Genomic DNA, 23,759 nt, shown 5'->3' with positions numbered 1-23,759 from the left:
GGTCCGTCGTGCAAGGATCAGGGCACCGCGCGATCACCGCGATGCGCGTGCCGCCGGTTTCCCGGAGCCGCACGGCTCCCGGCACCGTGCGTGTGCCGCACCCACGCCCAAGTCACCTTTCCCGTCGCCACGTTCCGCCGTAAAGGATCCCCTCGTGTCTGCCGTGACCGCTCCTCCCGCCGCCGCGCGCCTGCCGCGCAGTGTGCTGGTGCGGCGTGCGCTGCTGGCGGGGCTCTTCCTGGCGGGGTTCGTGGCGCTCGGGTTCGCGTTCGGTGGCGGTGCGCAGGCGGCGGACCGTACGGCGGGACCCGACCCGCGGTTCGGCCCGACGATGGAAGCCGCGCCGACGGCGGCCGTGAAGAAGGCGGCAGCCGTGAAGAAGGCGTCCGGAACGCCCGTCGGAAAGGCCGCGCGGCCCGTCGCCGAGCGGACCGGAGCGGCCCTCGAAAGCGGCGCTGAGCAGGCCGAACCAGTAACGCGTCCGGTCACCGAACCGGCCGCCGGCCCGGTCACCGAACCGGTACGGGACGCGGTGCGCGAGGTGCGCCGCGCCGGGGACGCGGACTCGCTCCCCGTACACCTGCCCGTACGGCTGCCCGGCCTGCTTCCCGGCACCGACGGCAGCGATGATCACGGCCCCGACCACGGCGACAGCCACGGCCGGCAGCCGGGCCAGGGATCAGGGCCGCAGCACGCCCCCGGCCCGAACCACGCCAACGCCGACGACGCGCAAGCTGACGCAAGTGCCAAGTCAGCGAAGTGCGCGCCCACTTCGCCGATCCCGCACACCCTCGGCGACGCATCGCCGCGTACCGCGCAGCGCGCCGCCTCGGTCTCCGACCAGCAGCCGGGTCAGGGCCGCAGCGGCCTCCCCGGCCGGCTTCCGCAGGGGCCCGCCTCGGCGGCCTCGCACACCGCCGGTGACGGCCACGGCCCGCGCGGCGGTGACCATTTCGCCGCCGTACCGGCGCATCCCGCGCACTTCGGGCTGGTGCCCGGAGGCGTCCGCGCGGCCGCTGAGCCGCCGACGCGGCAGCGTGCCACGGACATTCTCGAATTCCCGGGCTAGGGCAGACCTTCGGACCTCCGGCGTCCGAGTTCCCCGTCCGCAGACATCGCGTCTGCACAGGACCTGCCGCGCGGGGGCGGGACAGGTCTGCCCGTAGAACCCCCTGAATTCGAAGGAAGTCTGCTCATCATGCGTACGCACATCCGTCGTTCCATCGTCGTAGCCGCCGCCGCTTCCGGCCTGTGGGCCCTGGGCTCCGTCGCCGCCAACGCGGCCGACCTGCCCGGCACCGCCGACCTGCCCGCCGCCGGGACGGTCACCCACCACGTCACCGGCCCGGTCAACGACACGGTGCGGGGCAAGCTCCCCGCCGGCGACGTGACCGGCACCGCGAAGAAGACCGTGGACGGCGTGACCGGCCAGGTCACCAGGGTCACCGGCGGCGACGTCCACACCCAGGACCTGCCCGCCACCCCGAAGCTCCCCGCGGCCGACGGCCTCGGCCAGGTCACCAAGCTGGACGAGGCCGCCAAGCTCGGCAAGGTCACCAAGGTGGCCAAGACCACCGACCTCACCCGCACCGCCCAGCACGCGGTCGGCACGGCCGTGCCCGTCGCCCAGCGCGCGGTGAGCAAGGCCGTGCCCGTCGCCCAGGGCGCGGTCGGCGGTGCCGGTCAGCTCGCCGGTGACGTGACCGGCCAGGCGACCCCGTTCGTGCAGCGTGTCGCCGGTGGTGCACAGATCTTCGTACAGGGCGTGGCCACGGACGCCACCCCCTTCGCGCAGGGCGTGGCCGGCACGGTGCGTACGGACGCCACCGGCATCGCGGGCAGCGCGGCCTCGGGCCTGCGGGCCGTACTCCCGGGCCGGACCCTGCCCACCACGCCTGCCCTGCCCACCTCGCCCGCCCTGCCCGCCGCCCCCGTCGACCTGACCAGCCCCGCCAACATCCCGGCGCTCCCGGCCCTCTCGACCCTGCCGGTCCAGGGCCTCTGACACCGCATGTGACATCCCGCATGCCCCCGCTCCTCATCGGCGGATGACGAGCGGATCGCCGGGCGGCTCCTCGTGGGGAGGGGGCCGCCCGGCTCCGCGCTGTGCGGCGGGTGCGCGCGGGCTCCGGCAAGCCCGCGTTCACCCGGCGGTACCTGTCCGTGAACTGTGACCGTTGTCTCTGTGACTGTTATCACCGCCGCAGTGTGATCTGCGATTTAGGGCGGCCGGTCCAGCGGGGATAACCTGCGAGACGGACATGCCGCGTACCGGCCACCGTGTACGCCTCCCTCAGTGACAGCGCAGTCACGTTGCCCATCGCGGCACGCCCATGCAGACAACGAACCGCGATCACTACGGCGATTCTGAGTAGACAAGGGACGGACGCGCGTGGACCTGTTCGAGTACCAGGCGAGGGACCTCTTCGCCAAGCACGGTGTACCGGTGCTGGCCGGTGAAGTCATCGACACGCCTGAGGCGGCACGCGCGGCGACCGAGCGCCTCGGCGGCAAGTCCGTCGTCAAGGCGCAGGTGAAGGTCGGCGGCCGCGGCAAGGCCGGCGGCGTGAAGGTGGCGACGACGCCGGACGAGGCCGTCGCCCGCGCCACGGACATCCTCGGCATGGACATCAAGGGCCACACGGTCCACAAGGTGATGATCGCCGAGCTGTCCCCGGAGATCGAGGCGGAGTACTACGTCTCGTACCTCCTGGACCGCACCAACCGCACCTTCCTGGCCATGGCCTCGGTGCAGGGCGGCATGGACATCGAGGAGGTCGCGGAGAAGACCCCCGAGGCGCTCGCCAAGGTCCCGGTCGACTCCAACGAGGGCGTCACCATCGAGAAGGCCCGCGAGATCGTCGCGCAGGCGAAGTTCCCGGCCGAGGTCGCCGAGAAGGTCGCCGAGGTCATGGTGACCCTGTGGGAGACCTTCGTCGCCGAGGACGCGCTCCTCGTCGAGGTCAACCCGCTGGTGAAGACCAAGGACGGCCGCATCCTGGCCCTGGACGGCAAGGTCTCGCTCGACGAGAACGCCGACTTCCGCCAGCCCGGGCACGAGGCCCTGGAGGACAAGGCCGCGGCCAACCCGCTGGAGGCCGCCGCCAAGGCCAAGGGCCTGAACTACGTCAAGCTCGACGGTCAGGTCGGCATCATCGGCAACGGCGCGGGTCTCGTCATGAGCACCCTGGACGTCGTCGCGTACGCCGGTGAGAAGCACGACAACGTCAAGCCGGCCAACTTCCTCGACATCGGCGGCGGCGCCTCCGCCGAGGTCATGGCGAACGGCCTGGAGATCATCCTCGGCGACCCGGACGTGAAGTCCGTGTTCGTCAACGTCTTCGGTGGCATCACCGCCTGTGACGAGGTCGCCAACGGCATCGTGCAGGCCCTGGAGCTGCTCAAGTCCAAGGGTGAGGACGTCACCAAGCCGCTGGTCGTCCGCCTGGACGGCAACAACGCGGAGCTCGGTCGCAAGATCCTGAGCGACGCCAACCACCCGCTGGTCCAGCGCGTGGACACCATGGACGGCGCGGCCGACAAGGCCGCCGAGCTCGCCGCGGCTGCGAAGTAAGGGATAGAGGGACTCAGACCACCATGGCTATCTTCCTCACCAAGGACAGCAAGGTCATCGTCCAGGGCATGACCGGTGCCACGGGCATGAAGCACACCAAGCTCATGCTGGGCGACGGCACCAACATCGTCGGCGGTGTCAACCCGCGCAAGGCCGGCACCGAGGTCGACTTCGACGGGACGTCCGTGCCCGTCTTCGGCTCGGTCGCCGAGGCGATGGAGAAGACCGGCGCCGACGTGTCCGTCATCTTCGTGCCGCCGAAGTTCGCCAAGGCCGCCGTCGTCGAGGCGATCGACGCCGAGATCGGCCTGGCCGTCGTGATCACCGAGGGCATCGCGGTGCACGACTCCGCCGCCTTCTGGGCGTACGCGTCGAGCAAGGGCAACAAGACCCGCATCATCGGCCCGAACTGCCCCGGCCTGATCACCCCCGGCCAGTCCAACGCCGGCATCATCCCGGGCGACATCACCAAGCCCGGCAAGATCGGTCTGGTGTCGAAGTCCGGCACGCTGACCTACCAGATGATGTACGAGCTGCGGGACATCGGCTTCACCTCGGCCGTCGGCATCGGTGGCGACCCGGTCATCGGCACCACCCACATCGACGCCCTGGAGGCCTTCGAGGCCGACCCGGAGACCGAGCTGATCGTCATGATCGGTGAGATCGGCGGCGACGCCGAGGAGCGTGCGGCCGACTTCATCAAGGCCAACGTCACCAAGCCGGTCGTCGGCTACGTCGCGGGCTTCACCGCGCCCGAGGGCAAGACCATGGGCCACGCCGGCGCCATCGTCTCCGGCTCCTCCGGCACCGCCCAGGCGAAGAAGGAGGCCCTGGAGGCCGCCGGCGTCAAGGTCGGCAAGACCCCGTCGGAGACCGCGCGCCTGGCGCGCGAGATCCTCGTCGGCTGATCGCGTAACGCGTAGGGCGCGGGCCCGTACTCCTGTTGGGGGTACGGGCCCGCGCCCGTTCGTGTACAAGAGCGCGCGCGGCGGGGAGGCGACGACGGGACCTAGCGCGCTTCCGGGGCGAGATGCCCGGCCCATACGACCTTTCTCTTCGCCGGTCCGCCAGCCTTGGCCTGCTGCGTGTGGGCTTGTCCGCCGTGCTGCTTACGGGGGGCCTTGGCCGCCGCCCCGGGCCTGGCGGAGGAGGATGCGGCCGGGGGACCGGCCTCCGGGTGGGTGGGGAGGGTGCCCGCCTCGTGGACGAGTGTGAACGCGGTCGCCGCCGCGATGAGGGCGGTGAGCCCGAAAGCGCCCTGCGTCATCCGGCTGACCGTACGCTCGCTCCCGCTCCGTACGGCCCCGGCGGCGGGCGGCGCCACCGGCAGCGCGCGGGCCAGCCCGGCCAGCCGCTCCCGCAGGATCTCTCTCTGGCGTACGGGTGACTCGCCCGCCAGGCCGAGCCATGGAACCCGTTCGGCGAGGGCCTGGCGCGCGCGCATCAGACGTCCGGCCGTCGCGGGCGTACTGGCCTCCACCTCGGCGGCCGTCTCGCTCAGTTCCAGGCCGAGGCCGTCGTGCAGGAGCAGCACCCGCCGGTACGGGGCGGGCAGCGCCAGCACCGCCTCCCGCAGCGCGCGCTCAGCGGGAGCGACGGGCGGTGGTGCGGGCGCCTGGGGGGTCGGCCGCTGGGCGGTCCGCAGACCGGGCCGCATCCGGTGCCAGGGCGACAGCGCGTACTCGTGCACCATGGCCCGCACCCGGCCCGCCGGGTCCGGGTCCACGGCCATGTCGGGCCAGCGCTGCCAAGCCATCTGGAACGACCGTTCGACGGCCTCCTGGGAGAGCCGGGGATGGCCGGTGAGCACGATGGCCTGGCGGGTCAGGTCGGGGGCGTGCCGCGTGTAGAGGGCGTCGAAGGCGGCCGAGGCCGTGGGCACGCGTTGAGCTGATGGAGCGTCAGTACTGTTGGTATGTACGGAGTCTGATGTCGCCTCAGGAGCGGCGGCAGGTGCGGTGTCAGTCGTCTTCGTCCGTTCCGTCTGCGTCATGTCGGCCTCTCCGTGCGGGCGCGCGTGCCGGTGGCGCACGGATGGCTCAACGGCATGAAAAGGTACATAAACATATATTGAGCGACACGACCGGCAATTGCCTGCTCCACGGCGGAAACGTGTGTTGTTGGCAGCATGGCGGTGTGAGCCAATTGACCGACCGCGGCCCCACGTTGTCGTCACACGGCCGCGCCGCCACCCAGCGGTCCTCCGCGCTCGGCACCGCCTTCGTCGGCGGCGGACTGGCCGCCGGGCTCGGGCTCGGGGCGTTCGCCGTCGTGGTGCTGCTGCTGTGGGTGGCGTCCCCGTACCCGGACACCAACCCGTCCCGGGCCCTGCACCTCGCCGCCGACCTGTGGTTCCTCGCCCACGGGAGCGATCTCGTACGGTCCGCGACCGCGTCCGGCGCCGAGTCGCCCGTCGCCGTGACGCCGCTGCTCCTGATGGCCCTGCCCGTATGGCTGCTGTACCGGACGGGCCGCCACATCCTCGAAACGGTCCCACTGGCCCTGTCGAGACCCCCGGTCGCCCCGCTTCCCAGCCTCCTCCACCCCGACGACTTCGACCCGGAGCCCACCCCGCGCCTTCTCCTCGGCTGGTTCCTGGCGGGCTACCTGTCCGTCGCGGGCGCCGCCCTGCTGTACGCCTCCGAAGGCCCGCTGTACGTCGAACCGCTCAGCGCCCTGCTCTACGTGCCGGTGGTCGCGGCCCTGACCGGCGCCGTGGCGGCCTGGCACAGCGTCGGACGTGCCGCCTTCGTACCGCTGCCGGACCGGGTGCAGCGCCTCTACGACCGGCTGCCGCCCGCCCTGTGCGCCGCGCTGGAGGGACGGCGCGGCATCACCGCGGTGCGCGCGGCCACGGCGGGCATCCTGGTGCTGCTGCTCTCCGGCGCGCTGCTGGCGCTCCTCGCGCTGGGCTGGCACGCGCCGGCGGTACGCGAGGGATTCCTCGGCCTCACCAGCGACTGGGCGGGCCGCTGCACCGTGGTGCTGCTCAGCCTCGTCCTGCTGCCGAACACCGGCGTCTGGGGGCTGGCGTACGGGCTCGGCCCCGGCTTCACGCTCGGCGCGGGCAGCACGGTCGGCCCGCTCGGCACCAGCGGATACCCGGACCTGCCGCACTTCCCGCTGTTCGGCATGTTCCCGGAGCCGGACGCCACCGGCCCGCTCTACTGGCTGACCGCCGCGGTACCGCTCGCCGCCGGGCTGGCACTGGCCCGGTACGCGGCGCTCCCCGCGAAGTCGTACGTCACCGCCGCACGCTCGGCCGCCGCACGCCCGGCCGACGCCCAGTGGACCGGCTGGCGCGAGACGGCCGCCGCCGCCGGGCTCGCCGCGCTCGGCTGCGGTGTGGTGTCGGCGGTGCTCGCCGGGCTCGCGGGCGGCGCGCTGGGCAGCGCGGCGCTGTCCCGCTTCGGGCCCAGCTGGTGGCAGACGGGGCTGGCGGCGCTGGCCTGGACCCTGCTCATCGGCGTCCCGGGCGCGCTCGTCGCCCGCCTCTGGTGGCTGCGCGGCGTACCCCGCCCGCCGAAGCCCGCCCCACGGCCGCGCGTGAAGCTCCGCGTACGGGCCGGACGCGCCGTGAAGCGCCTCATCCGCGCCGCCGGACGCTGGTCGTGGGCCGCCTGCCGCTTCGGCTGGACGGTGCTGACACGTACGGTTTCCCGCGCCCTGCGGCACCGCCCCCGCCCCGGCCGGCACGCCCGGCACGCTCGCCGCCGTACTCCGGAGAGCCGGAAACCGTACGACTACGGGTACGACGGCGACCACGGACCCGGTCACCCGTCCGGTCACGTACCCGGACGCGAACTCGGCTCGACCGGCGCCCGCCCCTGGCACGACCCCAGCACCCGCAGCGCCCGCTGGTCGGAACTGCGCGCCTCCTCCGGCGGCCTGATGACCGACTTCGAACCCACCCCGCCCTCGCACGAGGAGGCCCCGCGGAGCACGGTCCCCGGAAACGCCTCAGCCGCCACCCCGGAGGGCAGCGGCTGAGCGGGCCTGACGGCAGTTCCCGGGCCGGCCGGACTACTCCTGCTGAATGCTGAGCAGCGGACGCAGCTGCTCGGGGAGCTTCTTCTCGCAGGAGTGCGCGGCGGACCGGGTGAGGGCGTCGTTCACACACGTGAAGTAGTCGCGGTAGACGAGCTGGAGCGTGAAGGTGGCGGCCACCATGACCAGCGCCAGCGAGGCGGTGACCAGCCCGGCCACGGCCGCGGTCGTCTGCGGGCGGGTGGAGGCGGCGGCCGGGTGGCCCGTGGCGGAGGCGCCCGGGTCCGTACGGGGTGGGGTCTGGCCAGCGACATCGGCGGCCGTGGCCCGCGCGCCGCCGGACGGGCGGGCGGGCTTGGCGCGCAGGGAGCTGATGCCCCAGTACAGGGCGAGCGTCGCCAGCAGCAGGGCGATTTCCGGCAGGTTGAACAGGACGAAGAAGAAGCCCCACATGCCGGCGAGCAGTGCGTAGCGCGCGCGGCGCTGGGCCGGGTCGGTCGGGTCCCAGCGCAGGCTGCCGCCGGGCCCGCCCTGGCCGCCGGGGCCCTGCTGGCCGTTGCGGTTGCCCGGCCGCGTGCCGAAGCCGCCGCTCTGGCGTCCCGGCTGGCGGCTGCTCCACTGGCTGCCCCAGGCGGGCGGCTGCTGGTCTCCGTCGCGGCCCTGATCGTCGCCGTCGTGACCCCGGCCCTGGTCCTGGCCGTGGTGGCGGGGCTGCCACGGCTGGTCGGGCGCGTCGGCGGGCGGCGGCGCGAACGGGTTGTCACGGTCGCCGTCGCGGTCCCCCGAGGTCCGGGTCCGGGCGCGCTCCCTGGCCCGGCCGCCCGTACCCCCGGCGTCCGACGCCCCCGACCCGTCCGGCGAACCGGAGGTACCCGATGCTGACGAGCCCGAAGCGGACCCGTCCGACGGACCCGGGCCCGTCCCGGAGCCGGACGTGCCCGACGTCCCCGCGGCGCCGGCGGAATCGGAGGACGGCTTGCGCTCGCGCAGCAGCACCGCCCCGGGAGCGGCTGCGGGCTGGGGGCACCCCCCGGCGGTGGCCGTGGGAGGGAGGAGGAGGGCCGCGCGGCGGCGTCGGTCCGGCATCTGGAGTGTGTCTTCCCCTTGTCTCGTCCGTACGTCCGACGGGTGGGCCGGGCGGGCGGATACCACGAACAGCGTGCGTTCTCACGCCCGACGCTACCTCTCGCGTGCGCCCCCGTCCCGTGGGGGCCGCGCGGTGTGCCGGTATCGTTGCTGACGGTCGGCGCCTTCGTAGGGTTCCCCGGTTTCCGGCGACCCATGGTTTTGTACGACCGCACAACACCGCAGACCGCCGTACAGCAGCACCGCGCGAGAAAGAGCCCCGCCGTGGCCTCCGCTTCCCCGTCCTACGCCGTTCCCGCCGCATCCCCGGCCCGTATCGTCGTGCTCGTCTCCGGTTCCGGTACGAATTTGCAGGCGCTGCTCGACGCCATCGCCGCCGAGGGCGTTTCCGCGTACGGGGCAAAGGTGGTGGCGGTCGGCGCCGACCGCGACGGCATCGCCGGCCTGGAGCGCGCCGAGCGGGCCGGCCTGCCCACCTTCGTCTGCCGGGTCAAGGACCACGCCGACCGGGCCGCCTGGGACCGCGCGCTCACCGAGGCGACCGCCGCCCACCAGCCCGACCTCGTCGTCTCGGCGGGCTTCATGAAGATCCTGGGCGCCGAATTCCTCGCCCGCTACGGCGACCGGATCGTCAATACGCATCCGGCCCTGCTGCCGAGTTTTCCCGGGGCCCACGGCGTGCGCGACGCGCTCGCGTACGGCGCCAAGGTCACCGGGTGCACCGTCCACTTCGTCGACGACGGCGTCGACACCGGCCCGGTGATCGCCCAGGGGGCGGTCGAGATCCGGGACGAGGACGACGAATCCGCGCTGCACGAGCGCATCAAGGAAGTCGAGCGCAAGCTGCTCGTCGAGGTCGTGGGGCGTCTGGCCCGGCACGGCTACCGCATTGAGGGACGAAAGGTACTGATCCCGTGACCGCCGAAGCAAGGAAGCGGCCCGTTCGCCGGGCGCTGGTCAGCGTCTACGACAAGACGGGCCTCGAAGAACTGGCCCAGGGCCTGCACGCGGCGGGCGTCCGGCTCGTCTCGACGGGCTCGACGGCCGCGAAGATCGCGGCGGCCGGCGTTCCGGTGACCAAGGTCGAGGAGCTGACCGGCTTCCCCGAGTGCCTGGACGGCCGGGTCAAGACGCTGCACCCGAAGGTGCACGCGGGCATCCTCGCCGACCTGCGGCTGGAGGACCACCGGCAGCAGCTGGACGAGCTGGGCGTCGAGCCGTTCGATCTGGTCGTCGTCAACCTCTACCCGTTCTCGCAGACCGTGGCCTCGGGCGCGGAGCCGGACGAGTGCGTCGAGCAGATCGACATCGGCGGCCCCTCGATGGTGCGTGCCGCCGCCAAGAACCACCCCTCGGTCGCAGTGGTCGTCAACCCGGACCGCTACACGGACGTGCTGAAGGCGGTCGCGGACGGCGGCTTCGACCTCCAGGAGCGCAGGCGGCTGGCTGCCGAAGCGTTCCGGCACACCGCCGAGTACGACGTGGCGGTCGCCTCCTGGTTCGCGGGTGACTACGCGGGCGACGGCGGCGAGTTCCCCGGCTTCCTCGGCGTCACGTACGAGCGCAAGAACGTCCTGCGGTACGGCGAGAACCCGCACCAGGCGGCCGCGCTCTATGTGTCTCACAGCGGCTCCGCCGCGGGCGGCGGCTGCGGCGGCCTGGCAGAGGCCGAGCAGCTGCACGGCAAGGAGATGTCGTACAACAACTACACGGACACCGACGCCGCGCGCCGGGCCGCGTACGACCACGCCGAGCCCTGCGTCGCCATCATCAAGCACGCCAACCCGTGCGGCATCGCGGTCGGAGAGGACGTCGCCGAGGCGCACCGCAAGGCGCACGCCTGCGACCCGCTGTCCGCCTTCGGCGGCGTCATCGCCGTCAACCGCCCGGTGTCCGTGGCGATGGCCGAGCAGGTCGCGGAGATCTTCACCGAGGTCATCGTGGCCCCGGACTACGAAGAGGGCGCCGTCGAGGTGCTGTCCCGCAAGAAGAACATCCGCGTGCTGCGCTGCCCCGAGGGCCCGCAGCCGCCGGCCGAGTTCAAGCCGATCGACGGCGGCGGCCTGGCCCAGGTCAAGGACGTGCTCCAGGCCGAGGGCGACGACCCCGCCAACTGGACGCTGGCGGCGGGCGAGCCGCTGAGCGACGCCGAACTGGCGGAACTGTCCTTCGCGTGGCGCGCGTCGCGCGCCGTGAAGTCCAACGCGATCCTGCTCGCCAAGGACGGCGCCACGGTCGGCGTCGGCATGGGCCAGGTCAACCGCGTCGACTCGGCGAAGCTGGCCGTGCAGCGGGCGGGCGAGGAGCGGGCCCGCGGCTCCTACGCCGCCTCCGACGCGTTCTTCCCGTTCCCGGACGGCCTGGAGGTACTGCTGGAGGCGGGCGTCAAGGCCGTCGCACAGCCCGGCGGTTCGGTCCGCGACGAACAGGTCATCGAGGCGGCGAAGGCCGCGGGCGTGACGATGTATCTGACGGGGACGCGGCACTTCTTCCACTGAGCCGTACGCCCGTGAACGCGCCGAGAGCCGCACCCGATCCGGGGTGCGGCTCTCGGCGCGTGCGGGGAGCGGCTCAGTAACGCGGGCGCGTGAACCAGGCCGTGCCGTCCGCCTTGGAGACCATCACGATGCTGATGACGCACATGACGTCATAGACCAGCCCGAACGGCATGAACACGAAGCTGAACAGGATGCCGACCACGCACACGACGATCGCCGTGACGCGGGCGCCGTTGCCGCCCTTGGAGAACTGCGAGGCGGCCACGATCGCCCCGGCGCCCCAGAGCACCATGCCGATGATCATCGCGATCAGCAGGCCCTTGCCCACCTGAAGGCTCTCGAAGCTGCTGGAGGAGACGTACTCGGACTTGCTGGCCTTGTTGATCGTGCTCAGCAGGAACACGACCAGGCCCAGACCGATGACCGTCAGCCCCGCCATCACGTAGAGCATCACCCGGGCGGCCTTCACACCGCCGGGCATCACGGTCGGCACCGGTATGCCCGGCATCCCGGCGGGGCCGCCGGGGAACGGCGCGTACGGCTGCTGCACCGGCTGCTGCTGCGGGTAGCCGTACTGGGGCTGGGGAGGGCCCTGGGGCTGGCCCTGCGGCGGGCCGTAGGGGTTCTGGTTCGGGTAGCTCACGAGCGGTGTCCTTCGAGCGGTGTGACCTGGTGTCAGCCGGTGCTGCACGGTTCCGGCGGTCCCGGGTGATGTAAGAGATCGGTAAGAGCCTACGGGGCGGCGAAGGCCCCCTCGCGCGATTTTGCGTGAGGGGGCCCCGGGGCGTGCGTACCGCTTACTGGCTGCGGACGACCACCGAGCCGACGATCTTGTCGGCGAAGGTCTGCGACTTCTCGTCCCACAGCGGCCACCAGTAGCCGAGGCCGCACAGCGGGCCGTCCACCGCGTGGCAGAGCTTGCGCACGAAGGCCATGCCGAAGCCGAGGGGCTGCCCGGTCGCCTCACGGACGACGCGGATCTTCAGGGCCTTCTTGCCCGGGGTCTGGCCGGTGGAGCCTTCCTTGGCGATCAGGAAAATCGCGCCGGCGATCGTGACCAGGACGGCGAGCACGATGAGGATCACCGCGAACGCCGGCGGGCCCGAAACCTTGTCGTAGGCGTCCTGGATGCACTGGAAGTCGGTGCCGCAGTAGGACGTGTCCGGCCGGGAGACGGTGGAGCTGGCGGTCACGATGATGGCGATGATGTACAGGATGGTCGGGACCACGCCCATGATCAGCCCGTCGAGCAGAGAGGCACCCACCCGCGCCCCCCAGCTCGCATACCCCTGCGGCATGCCCATACCCGGCATTCCGCCCTGGCCGTAGGCCGCCTGCTGCGGGTAGCCGTATGCCTGCTGCTGGGGCACCTGCGGGGGCTGGCCGTAGGGGGCCTGCTGCGGCGGGGCCTGCTGGGGGTAGCCGTAGCCCGGCTGGGGCTGTGCCTGCTGCGGGTAGCCGTACCCCGGCTGGCCCTGCGGGGGTGCCGGCGGCTGCTGGCCGTACGGGGCCTGCGGGGGCTGGCCGTACGGTCCGGGCTGCCCCTGCGGCTGGCCGTAGGGATTGTTCGGGTCGCCAAAGCTCATTGGCTGGTTTCCTCCGTTGTTGTTCAGTGGGGGACGGCAGGGCGTGCTCGGAGGAAACCCTGGGATCAGTGGTCCGCCCCCCGATGATGCCTGCGGCACTGAGCCGCAATCCTTCTAGTTGCGCAATATCGTTGTCCAGTCAAGAGGCTCATGTGTTGTGCAAGTGCAATGATCGATTCCGTCATTGCAATTCGGTCATCTCCGGTCACAGCTCTTGTCGGCGGCCATAGCGAGCCCCCGTCGGACCGGCCCTGATTGGAACGGAAGTGGCCTCATCCGGGAGGATGGGGGGTATGAGCGCCCAGATTCTCGATGGCAAGGCCACCGCCGCCGCGATCAAGTCAGAACTCACCGTCCGCGTGGAGGCACTGAAGGCCCGGGGCATCACCCCCGGCCTCGGCACTCTCCTGGTCGGCGACGACCCGGGAAGCCGCTGGTACGTCAACGGCAAGCACCGCGACTGCGCCCAGGTCGGCATCGCCTCCATCCAGAAGGAGCTGCCGGACACCGCGACGCAGGAGGAGATCGAGGCCGTCGTACGGGAGCTGAACGAGGACCCGGCCTGCACCGGCTACATCGTCCAACTCCCGCTCCCGAAGGGCATCGACACCAACCGCGTCCTGGAGCTGATGGACCCGGCCAAGGACGCCGACGGCCTCCACCCGATGAGCCTGGGCCGGCTGGTGCTGGGCGTCGAGGGGCCGCTGCCGTGCACCCCGTACGGCATCATCCAGCTGCTGCGCCACCACGGCGTGGAGATCAACGGCGCGCATGTGGTCGTGGTCGGCCGCGGCATCACCGTCGGGCGCTCGATCCCGCTGCTGCTGACCCGCAAGTCGGAGAACGCCACCGTCACGCAGTGCCACACCGGCACCCGCGACCTGTCCGCGCAGCTGAAGCAGGCGGACATCATCGTGGCCGCCGCGGGTGTGCCGCACATCATCAAGCCGGAGGACGTCAAGCCGGGCGCCGCGGTGCTGGACGTCGGCGTCAGCCGCGACGAGAACGGCAAGATCGTCGGCGATGTGCACCCGGGCGTCGCCGAGGTGGCCGGCTGGCTCTCCCCGAACCCGGGCGGCGTCGGCCCGATGACCCGCGCCCAGCTGCTGGTCAACGTCGTCGAGGCCGCCGAGCGCGCCGCGGGCTGATCCCGCGCCTCCCGCAGTACCGGAACGTACGCAGCACCGGAACGGACACGGAAAGGGACCGCCACCCATGAGTGCCGAAGCGCACGCGGAAGGCGCCTCCGAGCCGCAGCGGCCCTCCCGCCGCTTCCCGCGGATCACCACCGACACCGCACGGCCGGAGGGCGGCGGCAGGACCGCCCCCGGCAGCGCCTCGCCGCCCGCCCGGCAGTGGCCGCTGCTGGCCGTCATGGGCGGGGTGGCCCTGGGGCTGCTCATCGTCGCGCTGGACGGTTTCCGTATCGGGACGCTCCTGATCGGCCTGTCCCTGCTGGGCGGGGCGGTGCTGCGCCGGGTGCTGCCGAAGGTGGGCATGCTGGCCGTACGGTCCCGGTTCACCGACATGGCGACGTACGGCGGGCTGGGCGTGGCCATCGTCCTGCTGGCGCTGATGGCGCAGCCCAAGCCGTGGCTGAAGATCCCGTTCCTGGACGACCTGGTGCACTTCACGGTGTGGTGAGGCGGGCCGTACGCCCGCGCGGGGAGCCGTACGCCCGCGCGATCGGGCCGTACGCCCGCGCGACGGGACCGTACGTACGCCCGCACGGGGGAGGGCCGCGCGCTCCGGCCTTCCCCCGTCGCTCGCTCTCTCCGTACGGGCCCGCACCGCCCCGTACGACGCCTCCCCACGCCATTCGCGTGACGCACACCCGCGCGGCCCCTCAGGGACGGCCGCCGCGCCCCCGCGCCGAGTAACTTGACGAACGAGGCACATCGACGTGTCCGGGGACACCGCCGGTGGCCGCCCCAGTCGTCGCGCGAGAGGGACGCCCCACCGCATGGCCAAGATCAAGGTTGCCCAGCCCGTCGTCGAGCTCGACGGCGACGAGATGGCCCGCATCATGTGGTCCGCCATCAAGAACAAGCTGATCCTGCCCTACCTCGACATCGAGCTGGACTACTTCGACCTGGGCATCGAGAACCGCGACGCCACCGGCGACCAGATCACCGTCGACGCCGCCCACGCGATCAAGAAGCACGGGGCCGGCGTCAAGTGCGCCACCATCACCCCGGACGAGGCACGGGTCGAGGAGTTCGGCCTCAAGGCGATGTACCGCTCGCCGAACGGCACCATCCGCAACATCCTCGGCGGCGTCATCTTCCGCGAGCCGATCATCATGGCGAACGTGCCCCGCCCCGTACCGAGCTGGACCAGGCCCATCGTGGTCGGCCGGCACGCCTTCGGCGACCAGTACCGCGCCACCGACCTGAAGATCCCCGGGCCCGGCACCCTCACCCTGACCTACACGCCCCGCGACGGCGGCGAGCCGGTCGAGCTGGAGGTCCACGACTTCCCCGGCCCCGGCGTCGCGCTCGCCATGTACAACCACGACGCGTCCGTACGCGACTTCGCGCGCGCCGCGTTCCGCTACGGCCTGGACCGCTCGTACCCGGTGTACCTGTCCACGAAGAACACGATCCTCAAGAAGTACGACGGCCGGTTCAAGGAACTCTTCCAGGAAGTCTTCGACGCCGAGTTCAAGGCCGCCTTCGACGCCCGCGGCCTGACGTACGAGCACCGGCTGATCGACGACATGGTGGCCGCCGCGCTCAAGTGGGAGGGCGGCTACGTCTGGGCCTGCAAGAACTACGACGGGGACGTGCAGTCCGACGTGGTGGCGCAGGGCTTCGGCTCGCTCGGCCTGATGACCTCGGTCCTGATGACGGCCGACGGCCGTACCGTGGAGGCCGAGGCCGCGCACGGCACGGTGACCCGGCACTACCGCCGCCACCAGCAGGGCGTCCCCACCTCGACCAACCCCATCGCCTCGGTCTTCGCCTGGACCCGCGGCCTGGCCCACCGCGGCGAACTGGACGGCACCCCCGAGGTCACCCGGTTCGCCCGGATGCTGGAGCGGGTCTGCGTCGAGACCGTCGAGGGCGGCCAGATGACCAAGGACCTGGCCCTGCTCATCTCCAGGAACCAGCCGTATCTGACGACGGAGCAGTTCCTGGACGCGCTGGATGTGGGGGTGCAGAAGAAGATGGCGGACGCGTGAGGAGGCGCCGCGGGCCCCGGACGCCGGGCGGCCCGTCCGCTCCCCCGAAAGTGGACGGGCCGCCCGGTGTCCGGCCGGCCCGGCGGTACGGGCCGGCCTTCCCTCACTTCAGCAGCCGGTGTGCTTCAGCGCGTGCCACGTCTTCTTGCCCACGATGCCGTCCACCGGCATGTGGCAGGTGCGGTGGATACGACGCTGGAACTCACGCACCGCCTTGCGGGTGTCCGTGCCGAACTTCCCGTCGACCCCGTGCCGGCCGATGTCGACGTTCCAGTGCTTGAGCAGGCACTGGGCCTCCTTGACGGCCTTGCCGCGCGAACCGAGGGAGAGCGTCGGCTCGCTGTTGGTGTAGTTGCAGCCGTACGGGCCCGCCAACCGGGCGTCAGTGGCGGCCGTGACGGCGGCGGGCTTCGCGGCCGGGGCGGCGGACGCGGTGGCGCCGGCCGCGGGAACGACGGCGAGGCCGGTGCCGAGCGCCGTCGTCGCGGCGGCGAGGGCGATGCGCTTGCGCAGGTTCATGAGGTGTTCCTCCCCTGGGATGGTGGACGCGGCGCGGGGTGGACCACGCCGCCCGGTGTGCACCACCGACGATGCGGCCCCCGTCGCCCCACCGGCCAGAGGAACCCCGGAAGTTGGTCCATGGTGGGACGCCGCACGCGCTGACCTGCGGGGACGTCGGCGTGATGGACGGCTCGGCGGGACGCGGCGCATGTCTGGACCTGTTGCGGAAACTGTAAGAACGGGAACCGGCGGTGGCCTGTCCGCCATCATCGGCGACTCAGGGGGCGCACAGCGCCTCGGGGGAAGACCGGACGCGTGTGGGGTGGAACATGTCGCGTTGGCGGGAACTGCCCGCGTCGTTGGACCAGCGGGCCGCCCAACTGGTCGTACACATGCGCCGCCTGAAAGATCACAGCGGCCTCAGCCTGGCCGCGCTGGCCGCGAAGACCGCGTACAGCAAGTCGTCCTGGGAGCGCTACCTCAACGGCAAGAAGCTCCCGCCGACAGGCGCGGTCGAAGCCCTGGCCCACGCCTGCGGCACCGATCCGACGCGGCTGCTGGCGCTTCGGGAGGTGGCGGCGGAGGCGAGTGCAGCCGTAGGGGGAGAGGAGGCGGGGGGTGAGGGCGTACGGGCTGAGGACGCGGGGCCCGAGGACGTACGGCAGGGACGGGCCTCACGGACCCCACGGCCCCGTACGGTCGTCCTCGCCACCGCCACCCTGATCGCCGCCCTGGCCGCGGGCCTGCCCATCGCCCGGCCGTGGCAGGACGACGCGCCCGCCGCCCGGCCGTCCGCGTCGCCGGGGGCGTTCGTCCACGAGCCGGGCACGGTGTTCGACTGCCGTGTGCACCGCGCGCACGGCGTACTCACCGCGGACCGCAGCGACACCACCCAGGCGATCCTGTCCAACGGCACCGCCGGCTGGGGCGTCGTGGAAGCGCAGTGCCTGCTGCGTCACCGGGGGTTCGACCCGGGAGCCGTCGACGGCATCGTCGGCGAGAACACGATCCGCGCCGTGAAGCGCTTCCAGACCAAGTCCGGCCTGCCGGCCGACGGCATCGTGGGCCCCGACACCTGGGAAGCGCTGCGCCGATGAGCGGTACGGGAGCGCACGGGCCGGTCGAGGGGGCGCGACTGGCGGCGGCATTACGGGAGTTGCGCGGCCGTACGGGGCTGTCGCTGGCGGCCCTGGCCGCCAAGACCGCGTACAGCAAGTCCTCGTGGGAGCGCTACCTCAACGGCAAGTCGCTGCCGCCGAGGGAGGCGGCCGAGGCGCTGTGCCGCTTGGCAGGGGAGCGCGGCGGCCGGGTGGCGGCGCTGTGGGAGCTGGCCGACGCGGCGTGGAGCGGGCGGGGGCGTTCGGCGGAGCGCGCGTCGGAAGAAGACGTACGCGAGGGCGCGGCCCCTCCACTGGACGAGGGCGGCGACGCAGCGCAACGTCCCGAAGATGTCCCGCGATCGGCGCCGCCGTTCGGTGTGCGCCGTGTGACGCTTGTGGTGGGTGTGGCGTTGGCGCTGGCTGTGACCGCCGTACTGGTGGTCGTACTGGAGTGGCGTGCCGGTACCGGCGGGGCCGGACGGCAGGCGAACACCGCCGTCTCCTCCGCGCCCTCCGCGCGCACCGGCTGCCACGGGGCGGCGTGCGACGGGCAGGACCCGCTGTTCATGCTGTGCGGCGGAGAGGGCCTGGTGACCACGGTCCTCAGGCGCACCACCACGGGCGGGCGCCACCTCCAGGTCCGGTACAGCAAGGCGTGCGGCGCGGCGTGGGGCCGCCTCCGCGGCGGCCGGATCGGCGACCGCCTTGAACTCCGGGCCGCCGGCGGGAGTTCGCAGAACACGCGGGTCACCGACCGGTTCGACGCCGACGGTTACGTCTTCACCCCGATGGCCGCCGTATCCGGCCCGGAGAAGCTGCGGGTGTGCCTGCGCCCGGCCGGCGGCGGCCCGGCCGAGTGCTTCCGTACGAGTTGAGTACGGGATCCGGGCCGGTCCGGCTACGGCGGGCGGAAGTGTACGGGGGTGTACGGCTACGTGTCCCATGCCCGAATGCTCCCGTGCGCCCCGGAGATGGGAACTGGCATCCTGACTCTGAGCATCCCTTTGGGTAACCACTGGGGCGGGCTGCGGGGGCCGCGCCCCGGCGGAGGAAATGACGGCAAGAGCACCGGACGCAAAGCACTGACAGGCGCAAGCAGGCGCATATGGGGGGTTAGGGGGAGGCAATGCCTCGCTGGAGGGCGCTACCGGAAGAACTCGATCCGCAGGTGAAGGAGTTCGCGAGCCAGTTGCGGCGGCTCGTGGAGCGCAGCGGGCTGAGTCTCGCCGCCGTCGCGGACCGCACCGGCTACAGCAAGACCTCGTGGGAGCGCTACCTCAACGGGCGGCTGCTGCCGCCGCAGCGCGCCGTGGTGGCGCTCGCCGAGGCGACCGGTGCGCACGCCGGCCACCTCACCACGATGTGGGAGCTGGCCGAACGCGCCTGGAGCCGTTCGGAGATGCGGCACGACGTCACCATGGAGGCGATCCGGGTGGCGCAGGCGCGGGCCGCGCTGGGGGAGTTCGGCCCGGCGCCGGGCAAGGCGAAGACCAGGCTCAAGGACAAGGTCAGGGAGAAGGCCAAGGGAAAGGAGCCGGGGGAGGCGCAGCCCCAGGAAACCGACGGGAGCGCGCCGGACCGGGACAAGGCGGAGGGCCGGGGCGCGGCCGCCGCCGCGCCACCGCGGCGTGACGACCACCTGCCGTCCACCGCGGACTTCCCCGGCATGGCCGGACCGTCCGCGGCGCCCTCCTCCGGGACGGCGGACGACGCCGACCGGCCGGGCAAGGTGACCTGGCCCCGGGTGAGCGCCTACGTGGACGCCGAGCCCGCCGCCCCGCCGTCCCGGTACGAGGCGCCCACGTACGGCGGTCCGCCGAGAGAGACGTCCCGGCCCGATGAGTCCCGTGCTGACGGGGTTCGCTCCGATACGTCCCGCACTGACCCGTACCGTCCCGGCACCGTCGCTTCTCCGGCCGGACCCGCCACCGGGCACCTCGCCGGTCAGCCCGCCCCCGCCGGGCCCCCGGACGGCACCGACCGGCAGCTCCGCCGCCGTCGCGCCACGATGTTCCTGGCCGGCGTAGTCGGCGCGCTGCTGGTGATCGCCGCTGCCGTGCTGCTGCTGGACGTCGGCGGCAAGCAGGAGAAGAAGGCGGCGCCCACGCCGTCGGCGAGCCCGAGCAAGAAGGCGACGCTGCCCGCCGGGGTGAAGTGCGCCGGGGCTGACTGCGCGGGCAAGGACCCCGAGACGATGGGGTGCGGCGGCCAGAACGCCGACAGCCCGTCCCGGGGGTTTGCGGGCGGCTCGATGATAGAGGTGCGGTACAGCAAGGTGTGCGGCACCGCCTGGGCGCGTATCACCGGGGCCGCGCCCGGCGACGAGGCGGCGATCAGCTCGTCGGGCCGTACGGAGAAGGCCAGGGCCGGGCAGGACGGCGACGCGTACACCGCGATGGTGCCGGTGTCCGGCGACCCGAAGAAGGTCACCGCGTGCGGGACGACGGCGGCGGGCCTGAAGGGCTGCGCCAAGCCGGTTCCGGCGGGGTCGGGGTCGGGGCCGCGAACGGCGACACGTACGGGTACGGGCGAGTCCACCGGACGATGACCCGGTCCCGTCGGCCGGTGGCCCCACCCACCGGCCGGCGCGCGCCGCCTCCAGCACCCCCGCCCTCCCGCCTCCCGACATTCCACCCCAAACCCCCACTCAGCAACCCGCCCAAGCACCCCCTCAAGAACCCTCCCCAACAGGGGATTGCCCGAGCGAATCCCGGGCAGGGGCATGGATAACCCCCCACGGGTGCGGCACCATTCGGCGGCCGTCCGCGCTCCCCCTCCTTGAGCGGACGGCCGCCTGCCACGTACCCGCGGGGGTCCGCCGGGGTCCACCGGCGGACCGGTGAGGCGTTCCACACCGGCCCGGCGGCGTCGCGGTGCGGCGGTCCGATAGCCTGACGGCCGGGTCTCTCGATACCAAGAGATCTCGGTAAATGGGCAGGGTTTCCCACCGCCACCAAGCGGTACGGGGGCTGTGCCCCCGGAATTCAGCGCGCAGGAGATCGCCATGACCCGCACTCCCGTCAATGTCACCGTCACCGGCGCGGCCGGCCAGATCGGTTACGCACTCCTCTTCCGCATCGCTTCCGGCCAGCTGCTCGGCGCGGACGTACCGGTCAAGCTGCGCCTGCTGGAGATCCCGCAGGGCCTGAAGGCCGCCGAGGGCACCGCCATGGAGCTCGACGACTGTGCCTTCCCGCTGCTGCGCGGCATCGACATCTCCGACGACCCGAACGCGGCCTTCGAGGGCGCGAACGTGGCCCTGCTGGTCGGCGCCCGCCCCCGTACGAAGGGCATGGAGCGCGGCGACCTGCTGGAGGCCAACGGCGGCATCTTCAAGCCGCAGGGCAAGGCCATCAACGACCACGCGGCGGACGACATCAAGGTCCTGGTCGTCGGCAACCCGGCCAACACCAACGCCCTGATCGCCCAGGCCGCGGCCCCGGACGTGCCGGCCGAGCGCTTCACCGCGATGACCCGCCTGGACCACAACCGCGCCCTGTCGCAGCTCGCGCAGAAGACCGGCGCGCAGGTCTCGGACATCAAGAAGCTGACGATCTGGGGCAACCACTCCGCGACCCAGTACCCGGACATCTTCCACGCCGAGGTCGCCGGCAAGAACGCCGCCGAGGTCGTGAACGACCAGGCGTGGCTGGCCGACACCTTCATCCCGACCGTCGCCAAGCGCGGCGCCGCGATCATCGAGGCCCGGGGCGCCTCCTCGGCCGCCTCCGCCGCCAACGCCGCCATCGACCACGTCCACACCTGGGTCAACGGCACCGCGGCCGGCGACTGGACCTCCATGGGCATCCCCTCGGACGGCTCCTACGGCGTCCCGGAGGGCCTGATCTCCTCCTTCCCGGTCACCACCAAGGACGGCAAGTACGAGATCGTCCAGGGCCTGGAGATCAACGACTTCTCGCGCGAGCGCATCGACGCGTCCGTCAAGGAGCTGGCGGAGGAGCGCGAGGCCGTCCGCGCGCTCGGTCTCCTCTGACACACCTGACACATCCGACTCAGGGGGAGCCCGACACCGGGAGCCCCGACCGGAGCCCGTACGGAACGCTCGCGTTCCCGTACGGGCTCCGTCGTTGTGTCACACCTTTGTGTGATCTTCCGGGCGCGCGCCTGACACGGCGTTTGAGGCTCCTCTATGCTGCGGCGTTCACGACTCGCAATCCGCCTGTCACAGCGGTCGTTTCGCGCCGTCCGGCGCCTTGGGGGAATCAGGTGACTCGTACGCACGTGCCGCAGCAGTCCGGCCCGGAGGGCGGCCCCGGGGCGGTGGCGCCCCGGCATCCCAGCGCCAGCGAAGCCACCCGGCTGCTGTGCGCCGGCACGTACCTCGACCCCGTGTACCGCGACGCGGTGATCGACGAGCTGTACGTCCACGAAGAGCGCCTGGCGGCCCCCTCGCTCGGCTTCGACGCGGCCCGCGTGCTGGCCCACGCGCTGCGCGCCCGCCGTATCGAACTGGCCTGGGCGGGAGCCGTGCTGCTCCTGTGGATCGTGTCCGTCCCGCTCTCCTCCGGGCTGACCCTGCTCTATCTGCTGCCGGTCGTGCTGCTCTCACTGGCCCCCTACGCACGGGGCCGCGCCGCGCGGCCGCCCTGGTACCGGCGGTTCGCGGGCTGGCTGCTGCGCTGGTACGGGCGTCTGAGCGTGGTGCTCGTCGGCGTGCTGCTGCTGGTGACGGCGTTCGGCGACGACTCCGGCGGGTACGGGGGATCGCCGTACGCCTTCTCCGGCGGCTCGTCGGGACTGGGCGACACCGTCGCACCGGCCTTCCTGCCGGACGGCCTGTTCGGGCAGAGCACGAGCGCGGCGCAGCCGATCCACGCCTGGGTCGCCCTCGCGCTCCCCTTCGTACTGGCCTGGGCCGTCGGCGCGCAGCTCGGCCAGATCGCCAGGGTGCTGGCCACCGATCTGTCCCGGGACCGCTTCCCGGACGCCGCCGCCGACCCCGCCGAGCGGGCCGAGGGCGGGCGCTTCCAGCGGCTGCGCCACCGCATCCGTACCGAACAGCACGGCCCGCTGGTCATGTACCGCGCGGCCGACCCGTTCTGCGGCGCGGGCACCCCGTACGAGACCTGGTCGCTGTCGGTGGAACTGCGGCCGCGCAAGGACGCGGCGCAGATCACCAAGGGCGCGGCAGCGGACCTGGCCAAGAACACGACACCGGCCGCCACCGGAACGGATGCCGCCGGCGGCGGCCCCGTCCCCCTCGACAACGACACCGTCCTCCAGCGGATCATCCCCCTGGTCGAGGCGCTCCGCGTGCCCTCGGCGTACGGCTCGCCGCAGGCCGCCGCCGCGGTGCGGGACCGGCTGCGCGAGCTGGAGGTCGACGAGTGCGTCTTCCTGCCGGTGGCCGGGCTGCCGTCCCGGGACGCCGCCCCGTACGGCCCCGAGGGCTTCGCCGCGCACCGCGCCCGCGCCGTCGAGGAGGGCGGCGAGACCCGGCGGCACTTCCTGCGCATCCGGGTCGGCGGCTGGGGCGAGGGCATCGTCACCACGGTCTTCGTACGGGTGCACACGCAGGGCGGCATGCTCATGCTGGAGGTCGCGCCGCACGTCCTGTGGCCGGTCCGCGCCCTGTACCAGGAAGCCGACCGGATCGCGCACCGCTACCGCCACAACAACCCGTTCGGGAAGGCGGTGTGGGCGCTCGCCCAGACCCCGCGCTCCGCCGGGCGCGCCGTCGCGTCCCTGGGGCGCGGCGCCGTCTCCGCGTGGAGCGTGCTCACCGGCGGGCACGGCGGCGCGCTGCCCGACGGGCCCGCCGCCTCCGTCCGCGAACTGGGCTCCGACTCCGACGCCTCGCTCTTCCAGGAGATGGACGTCACCCGCTACTTGAAGAGCATCCAGGACCGGGTGGCCGGCGGCGTACGGACGGCGCTGTACGAAGCGGGCTGGCAGACCGACGAATTCGAGCAGCGGATCGTCAACGTCACCAACGGCGGCGTCTTCATCGAGTCCGCGCAGGGCGCCATCGGCATCGGCGACCACAACACGATCAGCAGCGGCGGGCTGGGCGGCGTCGGGGGAGTGCCCGGCCCGGGCGGGGCCGCGGGCGCCGGCCCGCAGGCGGGCAAGGCCGACCGCCCGGCCAAGCCCGCCGGTACCGGCCGGTGAACGGCGCCCGCCGTACACGTCGTATCCACGGCACGTACGGGCTCGACCCGCGCGCGGCCGGGCACAATCGTGAACACGGCCGGCACGCGCACGGCACCACAGCGGACCAAC

Annotated in this window: 20 protein-coding genes; 15 read left to right on the top strand and 5 right to left on the bottom strand. The window is 72.6% G+C overall.

Features of this window, described 5'->3' with window-relative positions:
• Window positions 1-154: 154 nt before the first annotated feature.
• From CP984_RS15355 to sucD, 4 genes are all read left to right on the top strand, one after another.
• Window positions 155-1,069: a hypothetical protein gene (locus CP984_RS15355; RefSeq protein ID WP_129820748.1), complete on the top strand. Its 915-nt coding sequence runs from the start codon at window positions 155-157 to the stop codon at window positions 1,067-1,069.
• 129 nt (window positions 1,070-1,198) lie between these two features.
• Window positions 1,199-2,005 carry a hypothetical protein gene (locus tag CP984_RS15350; RefSeq protein ID WP_003986213.1) on the top strand — a complete coding sequence of 269 codons (807 nt, stop codon included), beginning with the start codon at window positions 1,199-1,201 and terminating at the stop codon, window positions 2,003-2,005.
• A 387-nt stretch (window positions 2,006-2,392) separates the two neighbouring features.
• Entirely contained in the window at window positions 2,393-3,574 is a 1,182-nt protein-coding gene (gene sucC, locus CP984_RS15345; RefSeq protein WP_003986214.1) for an ADP-forming succinate--CoA ligase subunit beta, read from the top strand.
• Window positions 3,575-3,597: 23 nt separating this feature from the next.
• Window positions 3,598-4,482: a succinate--CoA ligase subunit alpha gene (gene sucD, locus CP984_RS15340; RefSeq protein WP_003986215.1), complete on the top strand. Its 885-nt coding sequence runs from the start codon at window positions 3,598-3,600 to the stop codon at window positions 4,480-4,482.
• A 101-nt stretch (window positions 4,483-4,583) separates the two neighbouring features.
• On the opposite strand, the gene CP984_RS43010 is transcribed toward sucD, so the two are convergent.
• Window positions 4,584-5,456: a sigma factor-like helix-turn-helix DNA-binding protein gene (locus CP984_RS43010; RefSeq protein ID WP_003986216.1), complete on the bottom strand. Its 873-nt coding sequence runs from the start codon at window positions 5,454-5,456 to the stop codon at window positions 4,584-4,586.
• A gap of 254 nt (window positions 5,457-5,710) precedes the next feature.
• Here CP984_RS43010 and CP984_RS15325 point away from each other — a divergent pair, with 254 nt between their 5' ends.
• Window positions 5,711-7,564 (top strand): cell division protein PerM, encoded by a 1,854-nt coding sequence (locus CP984_RS15325; RefSeq protein WP_030181720.1) that lies wholly within the window; start codon window positions 5,711-5,713, stop codon window positions 7,562-7,564.
• A 33-nt stretch (window positions 7,565-7,597) separates the two neighbouring features.
• On the opposite strand, the gene CP984_RS15320 is transcribed toward CP984_RS15325, so the two are convergent.
• The gene (locus CP984_RS15320; protein ID WP_030312346.1) at window positions 7,598-8,647 is read right to left on the bottom strand and encodes a hypothetical protein; all 1,050 of its coding nucleotides are present in this window, start codon (window positions 8,645-8,647) and stop codon (window positions 7,598-7,600) included.
• 264 nt (window positions 8,648-8,911) lie between these two features.
• Between CP984_RS15320 and purN the strand changes: the two genes are divergently transcribed.
• A complete protein-coding gene (gene purN / locus CP984_RS15315; RefSeq protein ID WP_003985831.1) occupies window positions 8,912-9,565 on the top strand; it encodes a phosphoribosylglycinamide formyltransferase in 654 nt (217 codons plus the stop codon).
• Complete coding sequence (gene purH / locus CP984_RS15310; RefSeq protein ID WP_003985830.1) at window positions 9,562-11,145, top strand: bifunctional phosphoribosylaminoimidazolecarboxamide formyltransferase/IMP cyclohydrolase; 1,584 nt, start codon at window positions 9,562-9,564, stop codon at window positions 11,143-11,145. The genes purN and purH overlap by 4 nt, the downstream gene beginning before the upstream one ends.
• Before the next feature lie 73 nt (window positions 11,146-11,218).
• Here purH and CP984_RS15305 read toward each other — a convergent pair whose 3' ends face one another.
• Both CP984_RS15305 and CP984_RS15300 read right to left on the bottom strand, forming a co-directional pair.
• Window positions 11,219-11,788 carry a hypothetical protein gene (locus tag CP984_RS15305; protein WP_003985828.1) on the bottom strand — a complete coding sequence of 190 codons (570 nt, stop codon included), beginning with the start codon at window positions 11,786-11,788 and terminating at the stop codon, window positions 11,219-11,221.
• Window positions 11,789-11,942: 154 nt separating this feature from the next.
• On the bottom strand, window positions 11,943-12,731 hold the full coding sequence (locus tag CP984_RS15300; protein WP_003985827.1) for an RDD family protein: 789 nt from the start codon (window positions 12,729-12,731) through the stop codon (window positions 11,943-11,945).
• A gap of 293 nt (window positions 12,732-13,024) precedes the next feature.
• Between CP984_RS15300 and CP984_RS15295 the strand changes: the two genes are divergently transcribed.
• From CP984_RS15295 to CP984_RS15285, 3 genes are all read left to right on the top strand, one after another.
• The gene (locus CP984_RS15295) at window positions 13,025-13,879 is read left to right on the top strand and encodes a bifunctional methylenetetrahydrofolate dehydrogenase/methenyltetrahydrofolate cyclohydrolase (RefSeq protein ID WP_003985826.1); all 855 of its coding nucleotides are present in this window, start codon (window positions 13,025-13,027) and stop codon (window positions 13,877-13,879) included.
• Between the two features lie 67 nt (window positions 13,880-13,946).
• On the top strand, window positions 13,947-14,375 hold the full coding sequence (locus tag CP984_RS15290; RefSeq protein ID WP_003985825.1) for a DUF3017 domain-containing protein: 429 nt from the start codon (window positions 13,947-13,949) through the stop codon (window positions 14,373-14,375).
• A 319-nt stretch (window positions 14,376-14,694) separates the two neighbouring features.
• Window positions 14,695-15,915 (top strand): NADP-dependent isocitrate dehydrogenase, encoded by a 1,221-nt coding sequence (locus CP984_RS15285; RefSeq protein WP_003985824.1) that lies wholly within the window; start codon window positions 14,695-14,697, stop codon window positions 15,913-15,915.
• Between the two features lie 108 nt (window positions 15,916-16,023).
• On the opposite strand, the gene CP984_RS15280 is transcribed toward CP984_RS15285, so the two are convergent.
• Window positions 16,024-16,434: a peptidoglycan-binding domain-containing protein gene (locus CP984_RS15280; RefSeq protein ID WP_003985823.1), complete on the bottom strand. Its 411-nt coding sequence runs from the start codon at window positions 16,432-16,434 to the stop codon at window positions 16,024-16,026.
• A gap of 311 nt (window positions 16,435-16,745) precedes the next feature.
• Between CP984_RS15280 and CP984_RS15275 the strand changes: the two genes are divergently transcribed.
• From CP984_RS15275 to CP984_RS15255, 5 genes are all read left to right on the top strand, one after another.
• Window positions 16,746-17,513, top strand: a complete 768-nt coding sequence (locus CP984_RS15275; protein ID WP_003985822.1) for a peptidoglycan-binding protein — start codon at window positions 16,746-16,748, stop codon at window positions 17,511-17,513.
• Window positions 17,510-18,391 (top strand): helix-turn-helix domain-containing protein, encoded by an 882-nt coding sequence (locus CP984_RS15270; protein WP_030181729.1) that lies wholly within the window; start codon window positions 17,510-17,512, stop codon window positions 18,389-18,391. The genes CP984_RS15275 and CP984_RS15270 overlap by 4 nt, the downstream gene beginning before the upstream one ends.
• A 251-nt stretch (window positions 18,392-18,642) precedes the next feature.
• Window positions 18,643-20,064 (top strand): helix-turn-helix domain-containing protein, encoded by a 1,422-nt coding sequence (locus tag CP984_RS15265; protein ID WP_078575099.1) that lies wholly within the window; start codon window positions 18,643-18,645, stop codon window positions 20,062-20,064.
• 456 nt (window positions 20,065-20,520) lie between these two features.
• Entirely contained in the window at window positions 20,521-21,510 is a 990-nt protein-coding gene (locus CP984_RS15260; protein ID WP_003985819.1) for a malate dehydrogenase, read from the top strand.
• Window positions 21,511-21,743: 233 nt separating this feature from the next.
• A complete protein-coding gene (locus tag CP984_RS15255; RefSeq protein ID WP_176564545.1) occupies window positions 21,744-23,648 on the top strand; it encodes a hypothetical protein in 1,905 nt (634 codons plus the stop codon).
• Window positions 23,649-23,759 lie beyond the last annotated feature (111 nt).

The sequence above is a fragment of the Streptomyces rimosus genome (genome assembly GCF_008704655.1).
GTDB classification, from domain to species: Bacteria; Actinomycetota; Actinomycetes; order Streptomycetales; family Streptomycetaceae; genus Streptomyces; species Streptomyces rimosus.
Note: the sequence above shows the minus strand (reverse complement) of the source record. Positions and strands in the feature narration are given on the sequence as shown.